The following is a 26,012-nucleotide window of genomic DNA, read 5'->3' as shown; positions in this document are numbered from 1 at the left end:
AAAATTCGTGAGTTTTTTGACCCGAAACGCGTCTCTATGCTTGGCCGAGACGGTCGCGACGCGGCCGATTCCACGGAGCCATTCATGACGCAGAACCTTGCTCACGTACTCGCGGCGATTCGCGAGTCGGAGTCCCGATTCGTCGCGATCCGCCGCGACATCCACGCCCATCCCGAACTCGGTTTCGCCGAGACCCGAACCGCGCAGCTCGTCGCCGAACAGCTGGCCGCATGGGGTTACGACGTGACGACGGGCGTGGGCGGCACGGGGGTCGTCGGCCAATTGCGGCGCGGCGCGTCGGCGCGCACGCTCGGCCTGCGCGCCGACATGGACGCGCTGCCAATCGAGGAGGCGACGGGGCTGCCGTATGCGAGCACGGTGGCGCGCACGATGCACGCGTGCGGACACGACGGCCATACGGCGATCCTGCTGGCCGCCGCTCACTATCTCGCTGAACAGGGCCGGTTCGACGGCACGCTCAACGTGATTTTCCAGCCCGCCGAGGAAGGGCTCGGTGGCGCAAAGCGGATGATCGACGACGGCCTGTTCGAACGTTTTCCGTGTGAACGCGTGTATGCGTTGCACAACGCGCCGGGCGTGCCGGTCGGCCATTTCGCGTTGCGCTACGGACCGATGATGGCGTCGTCCGATTCGGTGACGATCACCGTGACGGGCAAAGGCGGGCACGGCGCGATGCCGCAGCTCGCGAGCGACCCGATCGTCGCGGGCGCGCAAATCGTGGCCGCGCTGCAATCGATCGTCTCCCGCAACGTCGATCCGCTGAAACCGGCCGTCGTGACCGTCGGCACCTTCCATGCGGGCACCGCCCCGAACGTGATTCCAGAAACCGCGACGCTGCAGTTGTCTGTGCGTGCGCTCGATGCGGCCACGCGCGACGAAATCGAGGCGCGGATCCACCGGATCGTCGACGCGCAGGCGCAGGCGTTCGGGATGACCGCGCAGATCGAATACCAATCGATCTCGCGTGTCGTGGACAACGACCGTGCGGCGACGGATCTCGCGGTCGAGACGATCGCGGCGCTGGCCGGCGAGGGCGCGCTCATGCTGTTGCCCGACGGCGTGATGGGCAGCGAGGATTTCTCGTGGATGACCGAATGCGTACCGGGCTGCTACGTGCTGATCGGTAACGGCGTCGATTCCCGGGGCGGGTGTTCGGTGCACAACCCGGGTTACGACTTCAACGACACCGCGCTGAGCTGGGGGGCAGCCTATTTCGCCGGTATCGCCGAACGCTTCCTGAAGGCGGACTGACGACGGCGCACAGGAGACGCGCCGGCCGGACCTGGATTGAATTGACGATAAGGATAACGAATGAAGAAGCGATTTGCATTTGGCGTGGCCTGTCTCGCGCTGGGCGCCGGCAACGCGCGCGCCGTGCCCTATCAGGACGTGTTGCTGGCGGCGGTGCCCGAGTACAACGGTCGACTGACGGAGGGTGTCGCGTTGTACGGCTCGGTCGACATGGGGATCAACTACCAGACGGTCGGCGGCCATTCGCTGTGGCAGACGCAGAGCGGCGGCGAGTGGACCTCCAAATTCGGCTTCTTCGGCCGCGAGAACCTAGGTGGCGGCTGGCGCGCCGAGTTCAACCTCGAAAGCGGTTTTCTCGCGAACAACGGCGCGCAGCAGGACAAGCAGTCGACCTACAACCGGCAGTCGTGGGTCGGCCTGTCGTCGGACAGCTACGGGCGGCTGCGTCTTGGCAAGCAGATCGGCACGGCGCTGCCGCTGTTCATCGACGTGTTCGGCACGGTGGGCACGAACTCGGTCTATACGTGGCTGGGCGCGGCAGCCGTGCAGACGAGCCACGGCGTCGGCTACAACTCGGACCTCGGACCAGGGGCGACGCAATTGCCGGCGCGCGTCGACAACGCCATCACGTACCGTACGCCGATCGTCGCGGGCACCACGTCGCTGATGCTGATGGTTGCGCCGAGCAACGTGGCCGGGCGCGCACCCGCCGCGTCCGCGCAAGGCGCGCTGCTGCAGTGGTACAACGGCACGACCTATCTGGCCGCGAGCTACAACCAGGTGTGGGGCGTCAACGGGGCGAGCACCGTGCGCAACGACCTGTACGGGCTCGGCGCCGTCTATGACACGGGGCGGATCGTGCTGTCCGCATCGTTCAACCAGTACGCGCCGAAGCTGGCCGGCGACGGCATCGCGCGCGTCTACACGGTCGGCGCGATCGTGCCGTTCGGTGTCAATGCGATTCGCGCGTCGGTCGTCTATCGCGATACGTCGGGCGTACGCGACGCGGCCGGCCAGCCGGCCAAGGACTCGGCGCTCGGTGCGATGCTCGGCTACGACTACCTGCTGTCGAAACGCACGGGCCTCTATGCGCGCGCGGGATTCATCCGCAACTACGGCATCTCGACCGTGTTGCTGAACGGCAATCCGCTGCCGACCGAACCGGGCGGCACCGTACCGCGCACCGGGACGACTCCCGTGACGCTGTCGCTCGGCATGTATCACAACTTCTGAACGGGATTTTCCGATGCATACCCTGAATCGAACGGCCGCTGCGCCGGTCGAGGCCGAGCCGCGCGTGACGCGCCGCACGGTCGTTGCGGCCGCGCTCGGCAACGGGCTCGAGTTCTTCGACTTCACCGTCTACAGTTTCTTCGCCGCACTGATCGGCAAGCTGTTCTTTCCCGCGTCGAGCGACGTGGGCGCGCTGATGCTGTCGCTCGCGACGTTCGGTGTCGGCTTCGTCGCGCGGCCGCTCGGCAGCGTCGCGATCGGCGCCTATGCGGACCGTGCCGGGCGCAAGCCCGCACTCGTGCTGACGGTCGCACTGATGGCGCTCGGCACCGGGATCATCGGCTTCGCGCCAACCTATGCGCAGATCGGCATCGCCGCGCCGCTGCTGATCGTCGTCGGGCGTCTGCTGCAGGGCTTTTCGGCGGGTGGCGAAGTCGGCGCCGCGACGACCCTGCTGATGGAGTCGGGCGACACCGGCCGGCGCGGCGAGCGGGTGAGCTGGCAGATGGCGAGCCAGGGCGGCGCGACGCTGGCCGGTGCGTTCGTCGCGCTGACGCTGTCGCGCGCACTGCCGCCCGACGCGCTGAACGCATGGGGGTGGCGCGTACCGTTCGTGCTCGGTCTGCTGATCGGCCCGGTCGGCTTCTATCTGCGGCGTCACCTCGACGATACGCTGCCGCACGCGGCGGCCGGCGCACCGCGCGAGCGTGCGCGCATTCCGTGGCGGCAGGTCGTGGCCGGCACGCTGCTCGTGATCGGCGGCACGTCGACCACCTATACGATCGTGTTTTTCCTGCCGTCGTTCCTGACGCTGACCGTCGGCATGCCGGCGTCGGTGTCGCTGCTGTCGGGCTGCGCGGCGGGCGCCGTGCTGCTGGTCGGTTCGCCGTTCGCGGGGCGGCTCGCGGATCGCGTGCGTCATCGCAAGCGGCTGGTGAGTGTGACGTGCGTCGCGTCGGCCGTGCTCGTGCTGCCGGCGTTTTACGCGATGAGCGTGTGGCCGTCGGTGGTCACCGCGGTCGCGGTCGTGATCGTGTTGATCGGCTTGATGACGCTGTCGAGTCCCGCCGGTTTCGTGATGATTCTCGATGCATTCCGGCCCGAAGTGCGGGCGATGTCGCTCGGGATGATCTATGCGCTCGGCGTGACGATTTTCGGCGGGTTCGCACAACTGATCGTCGGTGCGATGTGGCGCGCGACCGGCAGTTTTTACGCGCCTGCGTGGTATGTGCTGGGATGCAGCGCGGCGAGCCTGGTCGGTCTCGCGTTGTTCGTGGACGCGCCCGCGGTGGACGGCAGGCGGTGAGCGGGAAGGGCGAGCGCGTTGCACGCCCGCCCGGTGGTGTGCGCGACGAACGGACGGGCGAGGCCGGTCCATTCGTCGCGCATGGCTCGCTGCGCGATCAGGCTGCGTCGCTCAGCGCCGGGTAATCGGTATAACCCGTTTCGCCTTCCGCGTAGAACGTTTCCGGCACCGGCTTGTTGAGCGGTGCGCCGAGTTCGAGGCGGCGCGGCAGGTCGGGGTTCGCGATGAACAGCTTGCCCCATGCGATCGCGTCGGCGCTGCCGCTTGCGAGCGCGGCCTGTGCGGTGTCGAGCGTGAACTGCTCGTTCGCGATCAGCGGGCCGCCGAACGCTTCCTTCAGGCGCGGGCTCAAGTGGTCGCCCGAATACGACTCACGCGTGAAGATGAACGCGATCTTGCGACGGCCGAGTTCGCGCGCGACATAGCCGAACGTTGCCGCCGGATCGGAATCGCCCATCGTGTGCGCGTCGCCGCGCGGGGCGAGGTGCACGCCGACGCGGCCGGCGCCCCACACGTCGATTGCCGCATCGACCACTTCGAGCAGCAGGCGTGCGCGGTTCTCGATCGGGCCGCCGTACGCGTCGGTGCGGTGGTTGGTGCTGTCCTGCAGGAACTGGTCGAGCAGGTAGCCGTTCGCGCCGTGGATCTCGACACCGTCGAAGCCGGCCGCTTTCGCGTTCTCCGCACCCTTGCGGTACGCGGCGACGATGCCCGGGATTTCGTCGAGCTCGAGTGCGCGCGGCGTCACGTACGGGCGCTGCGGACGCACGAGGCTCACGTGGCCGCCCGCGGCGATCGCGCTCGGCGCGACCGGCAGGTCGCCGTTCAGGAACACCGGGTCGGAGATCCGGCCGACGTGCCACAGTTGCAGCACGATGCGCCCACCGGCCGCATGCACGGCCTGCGTCACCTGTTTCCAGCCCTCGACCTGTTCATCGGACCAGATGCCGGGGGTATCCGCGTAGCCGACGCCCTGCGGCGTGACCGACGTTGCCTCGGTAATGATCAGGCCGGCCGTTGCACGCTCGGCGTAGTAGCGGGCCATCAGCGCGTTCGGCACGCGCGTCGCACCCGCACGGGAGCGGGTAAGCGGCGCCATCACGATGCGGTTCGGCAGGGTCAGGTCGCCGAGGGTGACGGGATCGAACAGGGTGGGCATGGCAAATAACCTCTTCACGAAAGGCGGGAAACCGTCGCGTCATGGGCGACGGCGCTCCGCATGGCCGGTTCGGCCGTGTTGACTAGAGTTCGCGGCGCAGGGCGTCGTGAAATGCGTCGATGACGGCCTCGTTGCGCTGAAAGAACGCCCACTGGCCGATCCGTGTCGACGTCACGAGCCCCGCGCGCTGGAGCGTCGCGAGGTGCGCGGAGACGGTCGACTGCGACAGCCCGCAGCGCGCGTCGATCTGGCCCGCGCAGACGCCGTGTTCATACGGCAGCGTCTGGTTCGGGAAATGCTCGCCCGGCGTTTTCAGCCAGTTGAGGATTTCCCGGCGCACGGGGTTCGAGAGCGCTTTCAGGATCGCGTCGATGTCGAGTTCGGTCGGCATGGATGGGTGTGGCGTTTCGGTCGGGCAACAAGGTATCGTCGATGGGCGAATCTTATATCGGAACTTGACGATATGTTTGAAAGCATTGCTGGCAATGGGGTTGATAGGGAAACGCGATAACGGGGAGGATCGTGGCGAATCTGGGGGTGCGAGTCGGGTCGCACCGCAACGGCGCGATCCGGCCCTCAGTCGGACAGGTCCACGAACGTGTACCGGCCCTGTGTCGCATCGACATGCGCGAGCGTATCGAGCACGCGTATCACGGGCGGGTGGCCATACACCCGCTCGACCATCGCCTTGTGTTCGTCGCCGTGCCAGCGCGCCGCGGCTTCGCGCGTACGCCACACGTACACGCCGCCGCCTTCGTGTGCTGCCGCGTCGTAGAAGTACCACTTGTGCAGCAGATCCGGGTTTTGCGCCCACTGCGACGCGGTGCTTTCATAGCGCGCCTTCAGCGTGGCGACATCGACGTCGGGTGGCAGCTTGAAGAAGACGATTTCGGTAATCACGGTCGATCCTCGGTTGGCAAATCACGGGAATGAAACGCACGTGCCGGCGTACGAGGAGGAAACCGTGCCGCACGCGTTTCAAGCGGCAGGCGCAGTGCATTCGCGAGATAACTGACCGTCCGATAGAAGCCCGCGAGCATCAGCAGTTCGAGCCGTGCCTCGTCGCTGAAATGCCGGCACAGCGCGTGCCACAGGTCATCGTCGATATCGCAGTGCCGATGCAGCGCATCGCACATCCGGATCAGCACCCGGTCGTCATCGTTCCAGCATGCATCGTCGGCCGAGCCGAGCGCCAACCACCGGATGTGTTCGCTGGTCAGCTTCGCCGTCCGGGCGAACACGGCGACATGCACGCCCCATTCGTATTCGCACCCGCAAAGCGCGGTAGTGCGATCAATGACGATCTCGCGTTGCCGGATGTCGAGATGGCCTTTGTCCAGCAGGCCGGCGGCAAAGAATTTCGTGAACAGGCGCGGATCGCGCGCGAGCGTGGTGAAGAGTCGCAACGGTGGACGGCCCTGCATGATCCGGTCGATCGACGCTGCGATGTCGGGTTCGAACGGCGGTGATGCGGATGCAATACGCTGAGTCATGTGAGCCCCGTGCCTGAGACGATGCATGCGTGGAAGCGTAGGCGTCATGCTTTAAAAAGTAAAGCAAACGCGAGGCGCGATTCAAGCGATTGACTCTACGTGGCGATTGCTTTAAAAAGTACAGCATGACCACACCCAAAATCGGACAGCGCGTTCGCGGATCGAAGACGGGACGACCCATCATGGTCGTGCTGGATCTGCTCGGGCGGCGTACTACGCTGCGCATTCTGTGGGAACTGCGCGGCGAGCCGCTCACATTCCGGGCACTGCAGGAAGCCTGCGAAACGAATGCGCGCCTGCTCAATACGCGGCTGGCCGAGCTCAAGGCTTCGGGCCTCGTCGAGCACGGCGAGGGTGGCTACTGCATGACGGCCGAAGGCCGGCGGCTCGAGGCGGCGCTGCAGCCGTTGCTCGGGTGGGCAAAACAATGGGCGAAGCGCGACCCGGACGGGTTCGACTCGGCCGATCGCGAGCAATCCGGTCAGGAACGCTGATCGATCGACACGCGAGTGCGCATCGCAACGTCATGCCGGTTCGCGCATCGCGTGCGAGCCGATTTTTTGCGGAGAGTCCTTTCATGCCTGTTCGGGCCGTCATCTTCGATTTCGATCTGACACTGGCGGATTCGTCCGAGGCGATCATCGAATGCACGGAGTACGCGTTGCATCAACTGGATGCCGTCGGCGCGACGCCGGCGCAGATCGGTGCCGTGATCGGGCTGCCGCTGCACGAGATGTTCCGCTCGCTGACAGGTGAAACCGAACCGGCGCGGGCTGACGCGTTCGCGCGGCATTTCGTGGCGCGTGCCGACGAGATCATGGTGCCCGGCACCCGAATCTATCCCGAGGTGCCGTCGCTGCTTGCCGGGTTGCGTGCGCAAGGACTCGCCGTCGCGATCGTGTCGTCCAAGTTTCGCTACCGGATCGAGGCGATTCTCGAACGTAACGGTTTGCAGCCGCTCGTCGACGTGCTGATCGGCGGGGAGGACGTGCAGCGTCACAAGCCCGATCCCGAAGGGCTCGTGCTGGCGCTGGCGCGACTGGGCTTGCCGGCCCGTTCGGCGATCTACGTGGGCGACCACGCGGTGGATGCGCAGGCGGCCGAGCGTGCCGGCGTGGCGTTCGTCGGCGCGGTGAGCGGGATGACGTCGTTCGATGGATGGGCGCGCGCGGGCAAGCTGGCGGTGGCGGCGCATATCGGCGAACTGGACGCGATCGTGCAACGGATGCAGCGCGATCCGTCCGAAGCGTCGGGCTGACGCGTCCCAGCCCGTCGATCGTCGGGATGTCGACCATCCTGACGATCCGCTTCCAGGTCAGCGCGATCGCCCCACCGGCGGCTGGCGGGTCCGGTGACGGATGCCGGGAATCGGTGTCCGCGAAATGGCGATTTCGCGGGATTCATCCCGGCATCCCGGGTTCGTCAAACTGACCAACCCATGGCGGCTGCATTTCGCTCGGGATTGACGAAATGGTATTTTCAGGAAATCCCGGATTTCGGCGTGAATGCAGATTCGATCGGATATCAGCTGATCGTGCCGATAATGACGAAACTGAAATTCCGGTCGGTATATTTACCATTCGCGTCGCCAGTCTGAATCGTGGCGCCACTGCCGGAAAGCGCCGGGAAGATCACGTTGTCCAGCGTGTTCTGCCCGCCGCCGTATCCCCATTGCGACGCGGTAGCCGCCGGCGTCTTGATGAATGCGGTGCTGAACGAGAGCTGATACGTCCCCGTGCTTTCACGTTTCACCGTGAATCCGCCCGAGCCATCCACGACCGTGCCGTTGCCCTGCACACTGCCCCAAAGCGTAACTTGAGCCATGATCGCTTCTCCTTATCTATTGTTGAAACAATATCGATAATTGAAACGGGATGCCGATTCGGCGTCGCATTAATCATCTGGATCGGCGGTTGTATTGTATGTGATGGATTTTTAAATTGTGATCCGGGGTAAATAATTTATTCTGATTTTCATTTTAAATATGCCGAATTTGCAATTTAAAGAGAGCACTGTTGCGTAACGTTGGCATTCGGTCGTTGGCCGGGTGTCCCGACGATCGACGCGCGGTGATGCCGGGGATGGGCGGGCGGCGCGAACGCGGCGCAGAACCGGTGGGCTGACGCGCTTCCCGTAACGGCCGGGCAGCGCGCGACGGATTCTGCGACCATCGCCGTTAAAGTCACATCCGCCACTCGATCCGTTGCCATGTCACTCATTTCCGTTGCCTTTGCAAGCATCCGGCACCCACGCGTGTTGCCGGCCGCCCGAACCCTGGCGTTCGCGATTTCGCTCGCGGCAGCCATCGGCGTCCTGGGCGGCGCGCATCCGGCCGAAGCCGCCACGCCCACGCAGCGCGCACGTCTCGAGGCACCGGTGAAGGCAGTCGCCGACCAGCGCTTGACCGTCGACACGCCGCAGGGCAGCGCGATGTTGCCCGTCTACGCCGACCATCCCGTCGACGAGGCGGCACCCGACGTCACGCGTGTGTTCATCGTGATTCACGGCACGCTGCGCAACGCCGACGCTTATTACGCATCGGGGCTCAAGGTCGTCGAGAAGGCCGGTGCAGCGGGCCAGGGCACGATGGTCGTCGCGCCGCAATTCCTGACACGCGCCGATACGCGAGCGTTCTCGCTGCCCGCGCCGACGCTGGCCTGGACCCAGGAAGGATGGAAGGGCGGCGAACCGGCCCGCCAGCCAGCGCCGATCAGCTCGTTCACCGCGCTCGATGCATTGCTCGCGCATTTCGCCGACCGCAGCCGGTATCCCGCGTTGTCGACGGTCGTCGTGATCGGCCACTCCGCCGGCGCGCAGTTGTTGCAGCGTTATGCGGTGGCCGGGCACGAAGGCGATGCGCTGGAGCGGGCCGGCATCGCGGTGCGCTATGTGGTCGCGAACCCGTCGAGCTACCTGTATTTCGACGACGAACGGCCGGATGGCCAGGCGATCGCCGGCGGAACCTGCCCGCGCGCGACGGAGTGGAAATACGGGCTGAAGTCGGCGCCGCCTTATGTCGCGTCGCAGGACGTGCGCGATCTTGAAACACGCTATGTCGCGCGTCATGTCGTGTACCTGCTCGGCCAGGCCGACACGAACCCTTACACCCACTTCATCGACCGCTCATGCGCGGCCATTGCGCAAGGCCCGTACCGGCTCGCACGCGGGCTCGCGTATTTCGACTATCTGAAGAAACGGCATCCTGACGATCTCGCGCAGCAGGTCGTCGAAGTGCCGGGCGTCGGGCATGACGGCCTCGGGATGTTCACGTCCGCTTGCGGGCTGGCCGTGCTGTTCGGGCAGGCGTTGCCGCAATCGTGTCCGGTCGTCGCCGGTACGGCGCGGGACATGCGCGCGGCAGGGCAGTGAGCGTGCGTGCGAGGTCCACGCACGGCAAAAATCGATCGATCAGAAAAATGCAGAAATCGGCAAGATAAATTCATTTCCCTGCGAAGCACTTGCGGTTCAGGATGACGGCGTTGCCAGGAGCGCTCCCCATGAACATCACGATCCTCGATGACTATTTCGACACGCTGCGCACGCTGCCGTGCTTTCGGAAGCTGGACGGGCACGCGGTCACGATCTGGAACGATCACGTGCAGGACGTCGACGCGCTGGCCGAGCGCCTGCGCGACACGGAAGTGCTGGTGCTGATCCGCGAACGCACGCAGATCCGCGCGCCGCTCATCGCGCGGCTGCCGAAGCTGCGGCTGATCAGCCAGCGCAGCGTCTATCCGCACATCGACATCGATGCGTGTACCGCGCACGGCGTGATCGTGTCGTCGAACCCGCATGCTGGCACGCCCTCATATGCGGCCGCCGAGCTCACGTGGGGCCTCGTGCTCGCCGCGATGCGCCAGATTCCGCAGCAGATGCGCGCGCTGCAGGCCGGTAACTGGCAGATCGGTGTCGGGCGGACGCTGCGCGGGCGCACGCTGGGGATTTACGGCTATGGCCGGATCGGTGCGGAGGTTGCCCGGTACGGCGCGGCATTCGGGATGAACGTGCGGGTCTGGGCGCGCGAAGCGTCGCTGCAGCGTGCGCGCGACGACGGGTGGAGCACGGCACCGGACAAGCCCACCTTCTTCGAATCCTGCGATGTGCTTTCGCTGCATATGCGACTTGTGCCGGCCACGCGCGGCATCGTGACGGCCGAGGATCTGGGCCGGATGAAACCGGGGGCGCTACTGGTGAACACGAGCCGTGCGGGCCTCGTCGCACCGGGCGCGCTCGAAGCGGCGTTGCAGGCCGGCCGGCCCGGGATGGCGGCGGTGGACGTCTACGAGACGGAGCCGTTGCGCGACGCGCGGCATCCGCTGCTGCGTTTGCCGAATGTCGTATGCACGCCGCACATCGGGTACGTGACGGAGGACGAATACGAGACGCAGTTCGCGGATGTGTTCGACCAGATCGTGTCGTATGCGGCCGGGCAGCCGATCCACGTGGTCAACCCGGACGTGCTCGAGCGCGAAACGGCGTCGATCGAGCCGCTGATCCTCGACCTGCTCGAATGGATCGGGCCGGCCGGGCGGCCCTATGACGAGGTGATCGATGCGTGGCGCACGTCGTGCCCGCGCCTGCCGGTGTGGGAGGAAGCCTGCGCGCGCGGCTACGTGGTCCGGCCCCCCGCGCATGACGGCGTGGCGATGGTCGAGGTGAACGCAGCCGGCCGGGCCCGCCTTCAGGCCGGCCGCGTGTGATCGTGCCGGTGCCGTCGGCGCGCGATAGGGGCGCCGCGTGTCATGCCGGATCTTCCGTGATCGGCGGCCCGCTGGCGTCGAATACCGTCAGGCCTTCCGTCGGGTCCGTCGGTGTCTCCCACGGACGCGCCGCGATGGCCCGTTGCGCGGCCTCGTAGCCGGCCTGCCGGCGGGCCTCGATGCCGGCCGGCGTGAAATCGATGTCCTTGAACTGATTGTCGTCGGCGAGTCGCGGCGCCGCGAGCTTGATCAGATGCATCGTGGTTTCGCATCCCCACGCGGCGAGCCGGCGCACGGCCGGCGACGCGCGTTCGGCTTCCGGCACGTGCCGGGCCAGCTCACGGATCACGTGGCGCAGCCGGTGGATCTGCTGCTGGCGCGCGATGTGGCTGTCGGTGCGGCTCGCGTACTGGATGTCCTTCTGCCGCTCCGACACCTGCCAGATGCTCTCGGGCTCGGGGCCGGCCGGGTTCCACATCTGCACGGAGAAGATGATCGAGCTGCGGCGTGGATTGTCGTCGAGCACGACCTCGACCGGCGTGTTCGAATACACGCCACCATCCCAGTACGGCTCGCCGTCGATCCTGATCGCCGGGAACGCGGGCGGCAGCGCGCCGGAACTCATGATGTGCTCGAGCGCCAGTCGCGTATCGCGTGAATCGAAATAGCGCATCGCGCCCGAGCACGCATTGACCGCGCTGACGGTCAGGCGTGGGCGGCCCGCGTTCAGCAGGTCGGGATCGATCAGCGACGCAAGTGTGTCGCGCAGCGGCGCGATCCGGTAATACGACGCGCGATCGACGCCGAGGCGGACCATCGGCCCGAGCCACGAGGCCGGATTGGGCTGGAAGAATCCCGCGATACCGCCGCCGATGATCATCAGCTCGGCCAGCGTCCGGTTCCAGCCGGGCAGCAGCGGTGCAGTGTCGAAACGGGTCCGTTCGGTCACGCGGCGCCAGAATGCCGACAGCTTCTCGTAACGCTGCGCCGGCGGGTTCCCGGCGATCAGCGCCGCGTTGATCGCGCCGATCGACGTCCCGACCACCCAGTCGGGCCGGATACCGGCTTCGTCCATCGCCTGAAAGACGCCGAGCTGGAAAGCGCCCAGGGCGCCGCCGCCCTGGAGCACGAGCACCACTTGCCCGGGGAGATCCATGCGTGCCGGCTGGCTCGCGGTCATGGCTGGCCTCGCTGCGTGTGATAGTGGGTCGGGTCTGAACGGTTCGATTCAGTTTAGGCGATCGGCGGCGCAGGGCCGCCCGCAGTGCAACGGGCGGCCGCGGTTGATTCGGCGGCAGTCGCTTCCGACCCTCGAGCGCGTGTCGTGATGCGCCGCGTCATTCGACCGTGATGGTCTCCTTCATGTACGGGTGAATCCCGCAGAACACCTTGTAGACGCCCGGCTTGTCGAAGCGGAACGCGTACGTCTCGTCCTGGTCGAGCGCCTTCGAATGAAAGATGCCTGCGTCGTTGACGACGGTGTGCGGTTCCGCGTCGAGGTTCTTCCACGTGATCGTCGTGCCGGCCTTGATCGTCGTCGACATCGGCGAAAACATGAAGTTGTGGATCGTCACGAGCGTGCCGTCGGGGCCCTGGGCGAACGCGGTGAGCGGGGCGGTGGCGCACAGGAGCAGCGCCGCGACGAGGCTGGATGGCTTGAGGCGGGTCATGTCGGTCTCCCTTGGGTTCAGTGCGTCAGGCCAGCGTCGCATCGTGCAGCGACGACGCGACCGGATGGCCCGCGAATTCGACGGTCGTCACGCCGAGCATCGACGGCAGCCGGTCGCGCGGCACGGTGAGCGGCACGGGGCCCGGGCCGTTGCCGGCCGTCGGTTGCGGGAACGCGGTGGAGCGCGCGGTGTGGAACGTCACGTTGCCCTCGACCTTCGACACGATCTGGTGGATGTGCCCGTTCAATACGGTGACCGAACCGAAGCGGCGCAGCAGCGCCATCGTCTGCGGCGCGTCGCCGGTGCCCCAGCCCCACGGCTCGTAGATGGTCCACATCGGCATGTGCGAGAACACGACGATCGGCGTGCTCGACGAGCGGCCCTTGAGATCCTGTGCGAGCCACGCGAGCTGGTCGTCGCCGAAGCTGCCGAGCCCGTTCGGCTTGAAGTGCATCACGTTGACGAGGCCGATGAAGTGCACGCCCGCGTGATCGAAGCTGTAATAGCCGCGGTTGTCCGACGCCTTGCCGAACCGGCCGAAATATTCGGCGCCCGAACCGTCGGTGACGTCGTGCTCGCCGGGCACCGTATGCAGTTCCGGCACGCGCAGCGCGGAGAGCAGTTGCGACGCGTGGTCGAACTCCTCGGGCTTGGACAGGTGCGTGATGTCGCCGGTATGGATGGCCAGCGCGGGCATCGCCGGCATGCCGTTGACGAGGTCGATCGTCTGCTTCAGCGTGGCCGATACGTCGGGGTTCGCCTCCTTGTTGAAGCCGATGTGCGTGTCGCTGATCTGCACGAACAGCGGGCGGCCCGCGTTGGCCGGGAGCGCGTCGCCGGTCTGCGCGAGCGCGAGGTCGAACGGCGTCAGGATGCCGCCCGACAGCGTAAACAACGTGCCGAGGCCGCCGAAGGCCATGCACTGCAGTGCCTTGCGGCGCGACGGGTTGGTGGGGATCGATGAAGACATGTGAGCCTCGCATTCGTGTGACGAAACCGGACGGCCGGATCGTCCTGGAATAAACCGGCGCCTTCGCGTGCCATACCGGCGCAGCGGCGAATTTATTCCCGCAAGTTACAAGGTCGAACGCCCGTGTTTGCGGCTTGCGCGGCGATCCGGGATTCTTGTCGGATGACCTGTCAATGTCTTGTAAGTGACACGTCACATTTGCGTCACGACCGATCGATAGCCTGCCACTCCGAGTCACCTCTCCGGAGCCCTTTCATGCCGAATCTCGCGGCAACGGAAACCAGTGGTGCGGTCAGTAACCGCACGCGGATCATCAGCCTCGCGCTGTTCTTTCTGATCATTGCCTGCGGCATCGTCTACGTCGGAATCCATCTGAGCGCCGACCTCAGTCCCGTCAAGGAAAGCTCGGTCCTCCCGTTTCTGCTGCTGATCGTCGCGCTGCTGATCGCGCTCGGCTTCGAGTTCGTGAACGGCTTCCACGACACCGCGAACGCGGTCGCCACCGTCATCTATACGCACTCGCTCGACCCGCACCTCGCCGTCGTGTGGTCGGGCCTCTGGAACCTGTTCGGCGTGCTCGTGTCGAGTGGCGCGGTTGCGTTCGGCATCCTGCAGTTGCTGCCTGTCGAGCTGATCCTGCAGGTGGGCAGCGGCTCGGGCTTCGCGATGGTGTTCTCGCTGTTGATCGCGGCCGTCACGTGGAACCTCGCGACCTGGTATTTCGGATTGCCGTCGTCGAGTTCGCACACGCTCGTCGGTTCGATCATCGGCGTCGGTTTGATGAACCAGATCGTCAGCGGCCCGTCGGGTACGAGCGGCGTCGACTGGAACCAGGCGCTCGGCGTCGGCAAGGCGCTGCTGTTCTCGCCGCTGATCGGCTTCGTGCTGTCCGCGCTCGTGCTGCTGCTGCTGAAGGCGCTCGTGCGCGTGCCGGCGCTGTACCAGGAGCCGAAGGGCAACAAGCCGCCGCCGTTCTGGATCCGCCTGCTGCTGATCCTCACCTGCACGGGCGTGTCGTTCGCGCACGGCTCGAACGACGGGCAGAAGGGCATGGGGCTGATCATGCTGATCCTGATCGGCGTGATGCCGACCGCGTATGCGCTGAACAAGGCCGTGACGCCCGATCAGACGAGCACGTTCGTCGCGGTGGCGCGCCACGCGTCGACGACGCTCGTCAAATACGTAGACCCGGCCGCACAGACGGCCGACCCGCGCGCCGATGTCGAGGCATACGTCCGCACGCACAAGCTGACGCCGGCGACGATTCCCGCACTGGGCAAGCTCACCGACACCATCGCCGACCAGGTCGCGCAGGCCGGCGGCATCTCGAGCGTGCCGCAGAACCTCGTCGACAACGTGCGCAACAACATGTACGTCGCGTCCGAGGCGATCCGGTTGATGGAGAAGGCGAAGGCGCCGGCGTTCTCGGTCGAGGACGCGAGCGCGCTCGAAGCGTTCAAGAAGCAGATGGACCGCGCGACGAAATTCATCCCGACCTGGGTGAAGGTCGCGGTCGCGATCGCGCTCGGCCTCGGCACGATGGTCGGGTGGAAGCGGATCGTCGTGACGGTCGGCGAGAAGATCGGCAAGTCGCATCTCACCTACGGGCAGGGCGCATCGGCCGAGGCCGTCGCGATGCTGACGATCGGGATGGCCGACGCCTACGGGCTGCCGGTGTCGACGACGCACGTGCTCGCGTCGGGCGTGGCCGGCACGATGACGGCCAGCGGCGCGGGCCTGCGCTGGGATACGGTGCGCAACCTCGTGCTCGCGTGGGTGCTGACGCTGCCCGCTTCGATCGCGCTGTCCGCCGCCCTGTACTGGGTGCTGCACGGATTGTTCTGACCCGCGCCGGGGAGCGCGACGTCCGGCCGCGTGTTGCGCGTCCGGTCCCATCGATTTTCAATTCCACACAAGACGCTACCGATGGATATCAGTTTCTTCGATCCGAATCGCACCGCCAACGCGTCCGCGTGGCGCGTGCTGCCCAACCGCTGGGACGTGGTCGCGTTTCCGCTGATCATCGGCATACTCGCGATGGCGATCGTCGGCTTCCACCAGACGATGGCGCCGATCGGCGTGCTGCAGACGCAGAAGATCTCGCTCGATCCGTCGAATTTGCCCGAGTACGCGTTGCGCACCACGCTGCGGATGCTCGCCGCGATGATCGCATCGCTTGTGTTCACGCTCGTCTACGGCACGCTCGCCGCGAAAAGCCGGCGTGCCGGCATGGTGCTGATCCCGGTCCTCGATATCCTGCAGTCGGTGCCGGTGCTCGGCTACATCTCGTTTACCGTTACGTTCTTCCTCGCGCTGTTTCCGGGCCGCGTGCTCGGTGCGGAGCTGGCCGCGATCTTCGCGATCTTCACGAGCCAGGCGTGGAACATGACGTTCAGCTTCTACCAGTCGCTGCGCACGGTGCCGCGCGACCTGAGCGAAGTGTCGCGTGGCTTTCACCTGACGACGTGGCAGCGCTTCTGGAAGCTCGAAGTGCCGTTCTCGATGCCGGGGCTGATCTGGAACATGATGATGTCGATGTCGGGTGGCTGGTTCTTCGTCGTTGCGTCGGAGGCCATCACCGTCGGCAACCAGACCATCACGCTGCCGGGCATCGGCGCATATCTCGCGCAGGCGATCTCCGACAAGAACCTCGGCGCGGTGGGCTGGGTGATCGTCGCGATGTCGGTCGTGATCCTCGCCTATGACCAGTTCCTGTTTCGCCCGCTCGTCGCGTGGGCCGACAAGTTCCGGATGGAGAACACCGCGTCGGGCGATGCGCCGCAATCCTGGCTGCTCGACATGATGCGCCGCACGCACCTGATCCATCAGCTGCTCGTGCCGGCCGGCTGGCTGCTGTCGCAGGCCGCGCGGATTCCGCTGCGCTTTCCGTCGCTGAAAAGCACGCGTGCGCGCGGTGCATCGTCGCGCGGCTCGTCGCGCATCGGCGACATCGTGTGGGGCGCGTTCGTGATCCTGCTGACGGTGTACGTCGTGTGGCGTGTCGTCACGTTCGTCGCGACCGGCGTGACGATGGGCGAAGTCGGGCACGTGCTCGTGCTCGGTCTCATCACGCTGCTGCGCGTGCTGGTGCTGATCGCGATCGCGTCGGTGATCTGGGTGCCGCTCGGCGTGCTGATCGGGTTGCGCCCGGCGCTGGCCGAGAAGATCCAGCCGCTCGCGCAGTTTCTCGCCGCGTTCCCGGCGAACCTGCTGTTCCCGGTGTTCGTGATCGTGATCGTCCACTTCCACCTGAACGCGGACATCTGGCTGTCGCCGCTGATCGTGCTCGGTACGCAGTGGTACATCCTGTTCAACGTGATCGCCGGCGCGATGTCGTATCCGAACGACTACAAGGAAGCGACGAAGAACTTCCGCATCCGCGGCTGGCAGTGGTGGCGGCAGGCGATCCTGCCCGGCATCTTCCCGTACTACGTGACGGGTGCCATCACCGCATCGGGCGGCGCGTGGAACGCGAGCATCGTGTCCGAGTTCGTGCAGTGGGGCGACACGAAGGTCGTTGCTCACGGCCTTGGCTCGTATATCGCGCAAACGACCGCCGCCGGCGATTTTCCGAAGATCATCCTGGGCATCGCCGTGATGTCCCTGTTCGTTACCCTGTTCAACCGTCTGCTGTGGCGTCCGATGTACGCCTATGCGGAATCCCGGCTCCGTCTCGATTGAGAGTAAGCGCGATGCAAAATTCGACCGTTATCAACGCCCCCGCCAAGACGTCCCAGCCGCTGCAGCCGCCGCGCCTCGGCGACGAAATCCTGCGCGTCGAGCACGTGAACCGCGGCTTCAACAAGTCGCAGGGCGAATTGCTCGTGCTCGACGATGCGAACCTGTCGCTGCGCGAAGGCGAGATCGTCGGGCTGCTCGGCCGTTCCGGCTCGGGCAAGTCGACGCTGCTGCGCATCATCGCCGGGCTGATCGAACCGACCGGTGGCGAGGTGACCTATCTCGGCCAGCCGCTGCGCGGGCCGGCCGAAGGCGTCGCGATGGTGTTCCAGACCTTCGCGCTGTTCCCGTGGCTCACCGTGCTGCAGAACGTGGAAGCCGGCCTCGAGGCGCTCGGCGTCGGCGCACGTGAGCGGCGCGAGCGGGCGCTGGCCGCGATCGACCTGATCGGTCTCGACGGCTTCGAGAACGCGTATCCGCGCGAGCTGTCGGGCGGCATGCGCCAGCGCGTGGGCTTTGCGCGCGCGCTCGTCGTCGACCCGACGATCCTGCTGATGGATGAACCGTTCTCCGCGCTCGACGTGCTGACGGCCGAGACGCTGCGTACCGACCTGCTCGATCTGTGGACGCAGGGCCGGATGCCGATCAAGTCGGTGCTGATCGTCACGCACAACATCGAGGAAGCGGTGTTCATGTGCGACCGGATCCTCGTGCTGTCGTCGAACCCGGGCCGCGTGATCGCCGAGATCAAGGTTCCGTTCAAGCATCCGCGCAACCGGCTGGATACCGATTTCCGCAAGCTCGTCGACGACATCTACGCGAAGATGACCGCGCGCCAGACCAACGAGGCGACCAAGAAGGGGCTGGAGCTCGGCAGCTGGATGCCGCGCGTGTCGACCAACCTGATGGCCGGCCTGATCGAAACGCTCGCGATGGCGCCGTACCACGGCCGCGCGGACATGCCGGAAATCGCGCGGACGCTGCATCTGGAAGTCGACGAACTGTTCCCGATCGCCGAAGTGCTGCAGTACCTCGGCTTCGCGGACGTGCGGGAAGGGGACGTGTTCCTGACGCCGCCGGCACGCGTGTTCGCGGAATTCGGCACGCAGGAACGCAAGCTGATGTTCGCGGATCATTTGCTGAAGCACGTGCCGCTTGCTGCGCGTATTCGGAAGGTGTTGAACGAGCGCCCGGGCCATAGGGCGCCGCGCGTGCGGTTCGAGCAGGAGCTGGAGGATTTCCTGTCGGACGAAGCGGCTGAGGAAACGCTGGATGCAGTGATCGACTGGGGGCGTTACGGGGAGGTGTTCTCGTATAACGACAAGACTGAGGTGTTCAGTCTTGAGGATGTCGAGTCGTGAAGTCTGGAAGTTGATTCGTGTGGTGCGACATCCATCCGTCATCGATGTCGCACCTACGTTGGAGCCTGCTGCATAGCCGGCAGGGTTGCCGACGGGCTTGACCGTGACGGTTCCAGCCTGCCGACGGAAGAGCGAGCCGATCAGTTCGGCGACGAATCCGAGCGTCATTCCGGCATGGGTGCAACACCCTGTCATGCCACTCTCTGACCGCACTGCCGGTCTGACGGCCTCGATTAGCCATATCAAAAATGGCAAGTTCGAATCACAACTATCGCGTGACAATTTTCTACATTGTTCGATTCGATTATTTGCGGGGCTAATCGATCGATGTCGTATGGGGGTATGGATTGCGAGGATGCTTTATTGAATGATTGTCGAGTGCTCATTAAATCGATTTTTTTGAAAGATTGATTTTCTCTTATAGGGAATGGCACTGGAGGGTGGCTGCCGCGTACCTCTGAGGCGGTGAGGCTTGCGGGGCCATTGCTTCACCAAGGATTCGGCTCTGTCGGAGCCATGAGCGGGAAGATGTCGAGATGTTCCTGGTCGAGAAAAATAAAAATTAATTTAATAAAATGCGACGCTGTTCTTTTGGAATATCGTAAAAGATAACGGCTTATCAGGTCTGGGGCAGTGTGTGTTCATTTCCATGAGCCTATGCTTCACTGGCGAGAGCGTAGTGGCACTGCGTCCCCGAATGCATGAGTGGACGGACGTGCCGGTGTACAACCTCTCGTTCAACAGCAGCCATGCTAACCATTCAGGATGTGCTGAAACACCCTGGTTCGGTCGTTACCCAACCATTGCATCTGGAGATCGCGACGCTGGATGCACCGATCTCCGTTGTGTCCTTCGTCCTGACCGAGGAGATGAATACGCGATTCCTCGCGGACATCACCGTGACGTCGAAGGACAAACGGATCGACGGTGCGGCGATCGTCGGTCGGCCGGCGATCTTCACGATCGAGGAACACGCGTCCGTGCCGTCGATGGCGGGGATGATCGCGCCGGTTCAGCATGCGGCGCGTACCGTGCACGGCGTTGTCACGCAATGGACTCGAGTCAAAGTGTCTCGCGACGAGGCGACCTATCAGTTGCACCTGAAGCCCCGCCTCTCGCTGCTTGAAGAGGTGCATGATTCGGCCGTATTTCTGGACAGGTCGTTGCATGAGCTGCTGGCCGACGTGATCGTCGATCGCAGTTTGTTCCAATCCTTCGATGTCGAGTTCGAGCTGGAGGGGCTCGACGGGAAGTTGGAACAAACCGTGATGTACGAGGAGACGGTCGCGAACTTTATCGACCGGCATTGCCGGCGCGCGGGCGTCTATTACTACTTCAAGCAGGCCAGGAAGGAGGACGGCCCGCAACGCGACACATTGGTGCTCAGCAATACGCCGCGCGGCTATATGCGGGCACTCGAGGTGCCGTTGCTGCCGCATTCCGGTCTGGTGAGCTGGCACGAGGCAATTCTGACGCTGGAAGCCACGCGCGTGCTGGTGCCGCAGAAGGTGTGCGAATGGGATCACAACTACCGCATACCCGACGATCCGCTACAGGTCGAGGCGGTCGTGGCCCAGGACGACCGCTCGGTGTATGGGAGCGTGAACCGCAGCATCGACCATTTCCATTCGGTCGAAGAAGGGCAGGCGCTGGCTGACGCGCGGCGTGACGAACTGCTCACGCGGCAGATGCGGCTCTCGGGCACGAGTAACGTCATTGGCATGACGCCCGGCATGGTGGTGAGGATTACCAATGACGTGGTGCCGGAGGCGCCGCACGGGATGGTGATCACGAAACTCGTCACGACCGGCAGCCGCAGCCAGTCGGTGATCAACACCTTCGAAGCGATCCCCGCGCACCAGACCTATCGGCCGGAATATGTTCCTGAAAAGCACTGGCGATGGGTCACCGGCATGCTGATCGGTGTGGTCGAATCCGGCGACGACGAGCCGTACGCGTGGATGGATGAGTACGGCCGCTATCGCGTCAGGCTCTTGTTCACTCGGCACAGCGGAAAGTGTGGCACGAACAGCATTCCGTTGCGCCTGTTACGTACGTCTGCATCATATCGCGGCGGCCTGCACGTCCCTTTGCTTCCACGGTCGGAGGTGCGCATTGTCGCGACTCAAGGAAATTGCGATCGGCTGCTTATCGCTGGGGCCTTGCATGACTATGCCCATAGGGACCTCGTGCATGGCAAGGAGGGCTGGTACAGCCGCGCTGTGTTCCGCTCCCCGCTGCTCGGCAACAAGCTGCGTTTCGAGGATCTGAAAGACCGCGAAGGCATCCGCCTGGCGACGGTGTTCGGGCAGTCGTCGCTCAACATGGGTTGTCTCGTCGACAGTGAAAAGAACAAGCGCGGCGAGGGCTTCGAGCTGACCACGCAGGACTGGGGCACGATGCGTGCGCCGAAGGGGTTGTTCGTCTCGGCAGACGCGGCAGGCGGGTCCGGGAAGCCGCACCTCGATATGCCCGCCGCTGTCGCGCAACTCAAGGCTGCATTGCAGCGTGTAACGGACCTTGCGGTTGCGGCGACGCAGGTCAAGGCCGATCCTGCGGACCGCGCGACGCAGGCGGCGCTGCTAGACGGCCTGAATCAGCTCCGCGACGCGGGGTTGCTTGCGAGTGCCCCCGGCGGCATGGCATTCGTGACACCGAAATCGGTGCAGCACTCGGCGGGCGAGAACGTGATCGTCACCGCAGGTCAGGACCTGGACGTGAGTGTCGTCAGGCGGCTGCGCATGGTGGCGGGTGACCTGATCTCCCTGTGTGCGCACAAGCTCGGTATCAAGATTTTTTCGAAAGGGAAAATCGAGCTGCAGGCACAACGTGCTTCGATGGATCTCTTCTCTGACGAGCAATTACATGTGTCGAGTGCCAGCGCGAATGTGCTCGTGAGCGCCAAGACCGGGGCGATGGTGGCCAGTGGCGGCGCGTCGATGGCCATCGAGAAAGGCAATGTCGTATTCAACTGTCCGGGCGAGTTTCGTATCAGAGCTGCCTCGTTCACGTTCGAAGGGCCACGCAATACGTCCATCAGCTTGCCGCAACTGCCGGTGAGCGACTACCAGCCCAGCGACAAATACAGCCACACACGGTAACGATCATGATCATCAGCCCGCCATTTCTGCCCGAAGCCGGTCTCGTGGCCCCGACCGGGACGAACCCCGATCCGATGATGGACGCGGTAGACAAGTTCGAAGGTGATCACGGCATCTATCCCATCGCCCACGATCGGCGCTGGCATTGTGGCGTGCATCTTCAGTCCGATACGAAAGGAGAGGTGTACGCGATTGCCGACGGGGAAGTCGTTGCCTATCGCGTCTGCCAGCATGCCGTTGATAGCGGCACGAGCCATACCGGATTTGTATTGCTCAAGCATACGACCGAGACGGGTGAAGGTCGTACGCTGACTTTCTATTCGCTTTATATGCATCTGTTGCCGCTGGTGGAATATGTGGAGCACGGTGCGGACAAAGAGGTGGTGCCGGAATTCCTGCGCATACCGACTGGCCGAGTGAGCAAGGGGCAGGTGACGCCGGCGGTCTCGGGGGAGGGCAAGAAGGTCCGGCGCAAGGATGTACTGGGGTGGCGTGGGCAATATGAGGGTATGCCGCATTTGCATTTAGAAATCTTCATGTTGCCGGCGGATTTCGACACTTATTTTGGGAGCACGCAACTGGGTAGGAGCGCGCCGACCCCGCCGAATGGAACGGACTGGTGGGGGCACGCGTATTTCGTCATTCCGGCGGGCGGCAACTTTCGTCGATTGCCTGAGAAGGCCGATGCTCGAAACAAGCTGCACGGGATCGAATTCAAGCCGGGTCAAGAGGGCTCGAACACATTGCCGTTGCTTGTCGAGACCTACTTCAACCTCGGCTCGAAATACACCAGAGTATGGAGCGTTGCGCAAGACGGCAGCCGCACGCTGCTCACGCCGCAACCCGTCGAGGAAAAGGACTACGAATACGACCTGTACAAGCGCGCGACGGCGCTTTATTCGTCATGTCCGAGCGACGGCTACGAGTTGCTGCGTTTCGGTCGCATCCTGTCTCCGTCTCAAACACTGGCGGCAGACGCGCGCGCGACGTGGATGCAGGTCAATTGGGCGGCAGACAAGGTGGGCTACATTGACATTAATGATTCAAGTATCCAAAAATTCTCCGACGCGGACTTCCTGTCATTGATGGGCTGGCAAAAAATAACTGAGGGTAATACGCCGTTCGATAGTGACGGAATGTGTGATGTGGATGCGCTGAGGGAAATATTGAACGATGCCGCTCCGCACAAGGTAGCAGCGGTGACGGTTGAAACGCCGGAAATTCACAAGGAGAGAGTGCTCTGGGCCTATGTAAAGGACAACACCCAGGTACGGCAACAGCTACGCGGGTTCGTCTGCAACGCGCCGAGTGAATGGGACAGTACAAACAACGAGGAGCGCTATGCGAGGCTGCTTGACGAGGGAGGTTTTTATCATGGTAATGACAAGGGCTACAACGATTTCATGAAGTATCTGAAGGAAGTTCAGTTTTGGGACAAAACGGGGCTTCCGGCGGGGAAGAGGTTGTGGTTTTTCCATCCGCTCGAGTTTATTCGGCATTTCCGAAAATCTGCATGGTTCAGTAAAGATGAGTTCGCGTTAATTTACTCAAACAGTCACATGTCTGGTAACGCGAGTGCTATCCGGGAAAAATACAGAAAACCTTTGAATTTATCGCTTAGAAAATATGGATTGACGAGTAGTCTGAAACAATCCCATTTCCTAGGCCAAGGCGCAGTGGAATCAAAATTTCTATGTGGCATGCAGGAGACGAGTATGGTTGGTAAAGTGACTGAGGTTGCGGTTTACGGAGAGCGCATAAATCCAATTTCGGAAAAATCTGAAAAAGATCTTGGGCACTGGTACGGTGAAATTTCCTCTGAAGACGATCCATATTTCAGATTGACCAAATACGGTTCAAAAGGCGGCTTCATAGCATCGTCGTATAGCTGGAGATTTGGGAACTGTGATAGCGAGGATGCTCAAAAATTCCGTGGTCGCGGGTTTAAGCAGCTTACATTCCGAAGCAATTATTCTGACTATTGGTTGTATCGTGGATGGATTGCACAAGCTAATTTTTCCGCCTCGTGGTGGAGTGATCCTCAATATGGGTTGAAAAACCGCGCGTTAATGAAAAAAATTCCTGCTCACATTGAAAATCCTCAGATTGTTGCCACTGAGCCGGAAAATTGCTTGGATTCGGGGGCTTGGTATATAACCTGTCTCAGATCGAAGGTTCTGCGCGCTATTGACCGGGATGATTTTCGTCTCGCGAAGACGGCGGCAGAACTCGCGAGAGAGAAGAAAGTGATAATGGATATCACTATGGGAATTAATGGAGGGGACGGCGGGATTGGCGATCGAGTCAAGTATACTCGCATGATCAAGAAGGTTCTTCTTTGAAAGTAAATCAGTTCATATTAATTGGTCTGGTAGCCGCATCAACTCTGGGTTACTGTGGGCCTATTGGTGCCGCGGGTGCTTCCGGGTATTTTATTTTCTCCGGGCGGACGATTGCTGGCGAATTTTATTGCTTAATTGACAAAGAACCCGTTGGCGCGACACTGAGTTCGGATGGTGCGGTAGTTATCATGTCTGGCACCGATTACGTTCCTGTCGATGAGTTAAATCATTGTGCAGCTAATACGCCGATTCATGTGAGACGTGCTGCTCCACATGTGAGCTTCTTGTCAGACGTAAATCTTAAAGCGGGCATTTATGCGTCAATGATACCGGTTGCTGTCTCTCCTATGAGTTTTTTGGCGGTTGTTGGGAGGCTCGGGAGTGATAGGAATTTGGTGAAAATTCCGGGTTTCTATAGGACTACCGTAAGCAAATCTAAGCTGAAAGGGGATGCATCTTCAAATATGTTTCCTGTTATATCGCTTGATGGGAGATATGTATCATTGGATTGGCGTCAGTGTGAGGTGGGATCAAAAATTAACGTTATTGAAATAAGGAGTGGGAGGTCAGTTGAAATCGATGGCAAAAAGTGCGCTGAGTTGTTCAATTGGGAAAGGTAATTTTGTTGGGTGTTGGCGGTTTTTTATGGTTGATGAGTTTTTCGTGAAATTTTTTTAGCGTGCTTGTGTTTTTTATCGATCTCTCTTGGGTTGTGCTCACTTTGTATGCGCGGGAAGCATTTGATGGTGAGATTTGGGTCTACTTGCTGGATTATAAAAAGGCGGCTCAATTCGGATGACTCTGTGTGCGTGGACGTGGATGGACTAAGTGTAACTGCCTTCATATGATTTTATAAAAATCCTGCTGATAATGTTTTTGAGTATAGCGGCTATTTTTGATATAAGGGCCTTTCTGTGGAAGGTGTAAGACAAATCCCTTTGTTGTCTGGTGATGATTTTGTATATGTTGCAGGAGACAATGGCTTTCCATATCTGACGAATACGCTGCTGTACTATTTTCGGTGAAAAACCCCAGTGCTGGCGGTAGTATGGGGTTGGCGCCCATATCATCTGTTGGTCGCATACGGTCATCTCGTAATAGGGTGGTGCCGATTTTTGACTGAAAATCAGAATGGAATGATTTGTTTTAAGAAGGATCTGCCGATCCATGTGACATGAATGGTCGGTCAGTACGTTGGGCGAAAACACGAAGAGTGTATTGGATCTTGGGGGTAAGGTGTGAGGAGGTGTGTTGCGTTCATTTTTCCTTTGATAATTTTCATGTCGGATGCGCGTGCGAAGATGGTTATATCTTGTGACGGGAGGTATTCGGCGCAAATTTTCGGCCGGTCCGATTTGCTAGTTAAGCGGGGTGGTAGGGTGATTGGGGTGGTTAAAATCAATCATCATATTAATGGGGGGGTATTTTCGTTGGATGGGAGAAGTTTGGTTGTTTATGGAATGCCGAATAAGATAGATCTTCGTGATCCTCAGGCTCAACTTGTTTATGTTTATGATTTAAATCCAAATTTGCGTATGATTTTTAGGAGGACGTATGGTGGTGGGGTATATGAGGTGGCAATTGGTTCTGGTAAAAAAACAATATTTGTTTCTAGTCGTTTTGGGTTTAGTGTCGTAGATATAAGGAATATAAAAATAAAATCGTATGACCCAATTTCGGAGCCGCGGTTTTCAAGGCAGAAATGTAAGCTTGGCAACTGACTTTGA

The 26,012-nt window shown here is 62.4% G+C and carries 23 protein-coding genes and 1 pseudogene; 15 read left to right on the top strand and 9 right to left on the bottom strand.

Annotated elements, in window-relative coordinates:
• Positions 1-84 precede the first annotated feature (84 nt).
• Genes F3J15_RS05180 through F3J15_RS05170 form a run of 3 tightly spaced genes read left to right on the top strand, consistent with a single transcriptional unit; the run spans position 85 to position 3,811 of the window.
• Positions 85-1,272, top strand: coding sequence for a M20 aminoacylase family protein (locus F3J15_RS05180; RefSeq protein ID WP_166888539.1), 1,188 nt, complete (start codon positions 85-87; stop codon positions 1,270-1,272).
• 60 nt (positions 1,273-1,332) lie between these two features.
• Complete coding sequence (locus F3J15_RS05175) at positions 1,333-2,505, top strand: porin (protein WP_166888472.1); 1,173 nt, start codon at positions 1,333-1,335, stop codon at positions 2,503-2,505.
• A 13-nt stretch (positions 2,506-2,518) separates the two neighbouring features.
• Entirely contained in the window at positions 2,519-3,811 is a 1,293-nt protein-coding gene (locus tag F3J15_RS05170) for an MFS transporter (protein ID WP_166888469.1), read from the top strand.
• A 97-nt stretch (positions 3,812-3,908) separates the two neighbouring features.
• Here F3J15_RS05170 and F3J15_RS05165 read toward each other — a convergent pair whose 3' ends face one another.
• The 4 genes from F3J15_RS05165 to F3J15_RS05150 all read right to left on the bottom strand — a co-directional run bounded on the left by F3J15_RS05165 (position 3,909) and on the right by F3J15_RS05150 (position 6,463).
• The gene (locus F3J15_RS05165) at positions 3,909-4,970 is read right to left on the bottom strand and encodes an alkene reductase (RefSeq protein WP_089448048.1); all 1,062 of its coding nucleotides are present in this window, start codon (positions 4,968-4,970) and stop codon (positions 3,909-3,911) included.
• Between the two features lie 82 nt (positions 4,971-5,052).
• Positions 5,053-5,361: a helix-turn-helix transcriptional regulator gene (locus tag F3J15_RS05160; RefSeq protein WP_011354559.1), complete on the bottom strand. Its 309-nt coding sequence runs from the start codon at positions 5,359-5,361 to the stop codon at positions 5,053-5,055.
• A gap of 185 nt (positions 5,362-5,546) precedes the next feature.
• A complete protein-coding gene (locus F3J15_RS05155; protein ID WP_166888466.1) occupies positions 5,547-5,870 on the bottom strand; it encodes a YdhR family protein in 324 nt (107 codons plus the stop codon).
• Positions 5,867-6,463: a carboxymuconolactone decarboxylase family protein gene (locus F3J15_RS05150; RefSeq protein WP_166888463.1), complete on the bottom strand. Its 597-nt coding sequence runs from the start codon at positions 6,461-6,463 to the stop codon at positions 5,867-5,869. Before F3J15_RS05150 ends, F3J15_RS05155 begins: the two co-directional genes overlap by 4 nt.
• A gap of 182 nt (positions 6,464-6,645) precedes the next feature.
• On the opposite strand from F3J15_RS05150, the gene F3J15_RS05145 reads away from it, so the two are divergent.
• The 3 genes from F3J15_RS05145 to F3J15_RS05135 all read left to right on the top strand — a co-directional run bounded on the left by F3J15_RS05145 (position 6,646) and on the right by F3J15_RS05135 (position 7,894).
• Entirely contained in the window at positions 6,646-6,957 is a 312-nt protein-coding gene (locus F3J15_RS05145) for a winged helix-turn-helix transcriptional regulator (RefSeq protein WP_240159004.1), read from the top strand.
• 83 nt (positions 6,958-7,040) lie between these two features.
• Positions 7,041-7,721: an HAD family hydrolase gene (locus F3J15_RS05140; protein ID WP_166888457.1), complete on the top strand. Its 681-nt coding sequence runs from the start codon at positions 7,041-7,043 to the stop codon at positions 7,719-7,721.
• Positions 7,722-7,747: 26 nt separating this feature from the next.
• A complete protein-coding gene (locus tag F3J15_RS05135; protein ID WP_166888454.1) occupies positions 7,748-7,894 on the top strand; it encodes a hypothetical protein in 147 nt (48 codons plus the stop codon).
• Positions 7,895-7,987: 93 nt separating this feature from the next.
• On the opposite strand, the gene F3J15_RS05130 is transcribed toward F3J15_RS05135, so the two are convergent.
• On the bottom strand, positions 7,988-8,287 hold the full coding sequence (locus tag F3J15_RS05130; protein WP_205190686.1) for a hypothetical protein: 300 nt from the start codon (positions 8,285-8,287) through the stop codon (positions 7,988-7,990).
• 384 nt (positions 8,288-8,671) lie between these two features.
• Between F3J15_RS05130 and F3J15_RS05125 the strand changes: the two genes are divergently transcribed.
• Positions 8,672-9,832, top strand: a complete 1,161-nt coding sequence (locus tag F3J15_RS05125) for an alpha/beta fold hydrolase (protein WP_166888451.1) — start codon at positions 8,672-8,674, stop codon at positions 9,830-9,832.
• 128 nt (positions 9,833-9,960) lie between these two features.
• Positions 9,961-10,926, top strand: a pseudogene (locus F3J15_RS05120) (D-2-hydroxyacid dehydrogenase family protein); the annotation flags it as partial.
• A 277-nt stretch (positions 10,927-11,203) separates the two neighbouring features.
• Here F3J15_RS05120 and F3J15_RS05115 read toward each other — a convergent pair.
• The 3 genes from F3J15_RS05115 to F3J15_RS05105 form a co-directional block, all read right to left on the bottom strand.
• Positions 11,204-12,343, bottom strand: coding sequence for a patatin-like phospholipase family protein (locus F3J15_RS05115; protein ID WP_089448042.1), 1,140 nt, complete (start codon positions 12,341-12,343; stop codon positions 11,204-11,206).
• Positions 12,344-12,500: 157 nt separating this feature from the next.
• A complete protein-coding gene (locus tag F3J15_RS05110) occupies positions 12,501-12,833 on the bottom strand; it encodes a cupredoxin family copper-binding protein (RefSeq protein ID WP_089448041.1) in 333 nt (110 codons plus the stop codon).
• Between the two features lie 25 nt (positions 12,834-12,858).
• The gene (locus tag F3J15_RS05105) at positions 12,859-13,803 is read right to left on the bottom strand and encodes a metallophosphoesterase (protein ID WP_069252040.1); all 945 of its coding nucleotides are present in this window, start codon (positions 13,801-13,803) and stop codon (positions 12,859-12,861) included.
• Between the two features lie 255 nt (positions 13,804-14,058).
• On the opposite strand from F3J15_RS05105, the gene F3J15_RS05100 reads away from it, so the two are divergent.
• The 6 genes from F3J15_RS05100 to F3J15_RS05075 all read left to right on the top strand — a co-directional run bounded on the left by F3J15_RS05100 (position 14,059) and on the right by F3J15_RS05075 (position 24,905).
• Complete coding sequence (locus tag F3J15_RS05100) at positions 14,059-15,648, top strand: inorganic phosphate transporter (protein WP_089485428.1); 1,590 nt, start codon at positions 14,059-14,061, stop codon at positions 15,646-15,648.
• 81 nt (positions 15,649-15,729) lie between these two features.
• Entirely contained in the window at positions 15,730-17,484 is a 1,755-nt protein-coding gene (locus F3J15_RS05095; RefSeq protein ID WP_166888445.1) for an ABC transporter permease subunit, read from the top strand.
• Between the two features lie 11 nt (positions 17,485-17,495).
• Entirely contained in the window at positions 17,496-18,842 is a 1,347-nt protein-coding gene (locus tag F3J15_RS05090) for a nitrate/sulfonate/bicarbonate ABC transporter ATP-binding protein (protein WP_069252037.1), read from the top strand.
• 749 nt (positions 18,843-19,591) lie between these two features.
• Positions 19,592-21,943: a type VI secretion system tip protein VgrG gene (locus F3J15_RS05085; protein ID WP_089448036.1), complete on the top strand. Its 2,352-nt coding sequence runs from the start codon at positions 19,592-19,594 to the stop codon at positions 21,941-21,943.
• 5 nt (positions 21,944-21,948) lie between these two features.
• Positions 21,949-24,285 carry a M23 family metallopeptidase gene (locus tag F3J15_RS05080; protein WP_166888441.1) on the top strand — a complete coding sequence of 779 codons (2,337 nt, stop codon included), beginning with the start codon at positions 21,949-21,951 and terminating at the stop codon, positions 24,283-24,285.
• Entirely contained in the window at positions 24,282-24,905 is a 624-nt protein-coding gene (locus F3J15_RS05075; protein WP_166888438.1) for a hypothetical protein, read from the top strand. The genes F3J15_RS05080 and F3J15_RS05075 overlap by 4 nt, the downstream gene beginning before the upstream one ends.
• 220 nt (positions 24,906-25,125) lie before the next feature.
• Here F3J15_RS05075 and F3J15_RS05070 read toward each other — a convergent pair whose 3' ends face one another.
• Complete coding sequence (locus F3J15_RS05070) at positions 25,126-25,368, bottom strand: hypothetical protein (RefSeq protein ID WP_144020703.1); 243 nt, start codon at positions 25,366-25,368, stop codon at positions 25,126-25,128.
• Between the two features lie 305 nt (positions 25,369-25,673).
• Here F3J15_RS05070 and F3J15_RS05065 point away from each other — a divergent pair, with 305 nt between their 5' ends.
• On the top strand, positions 25,674-26,006 hold the full coding sequence (locus F3J15_RS05065) for a hypothetical protein (protein ID WP_166888435.1): 333 nt from the start codon (positions 25,674-25,676) through the stop codon (positions 26,004-26,006).
• The last annotated feature ends 6 nt before the right edge of the window (positions 26,007-26,012 follow it).

This window comes from Burkholderia sp. Ap-955 (assembly GCF_011753045.1).
GTDB lineage: Bacteria > Pseudomonadota > Gammaproteobacteria > Burkholderiales > Burkholderiaceae > Burkholderia > Burkholderia lata_D.
Note: the sequence above shows the minus strand (reverse complement) of the source record. Positions and strands in the feature narration are given on the sequence as shown.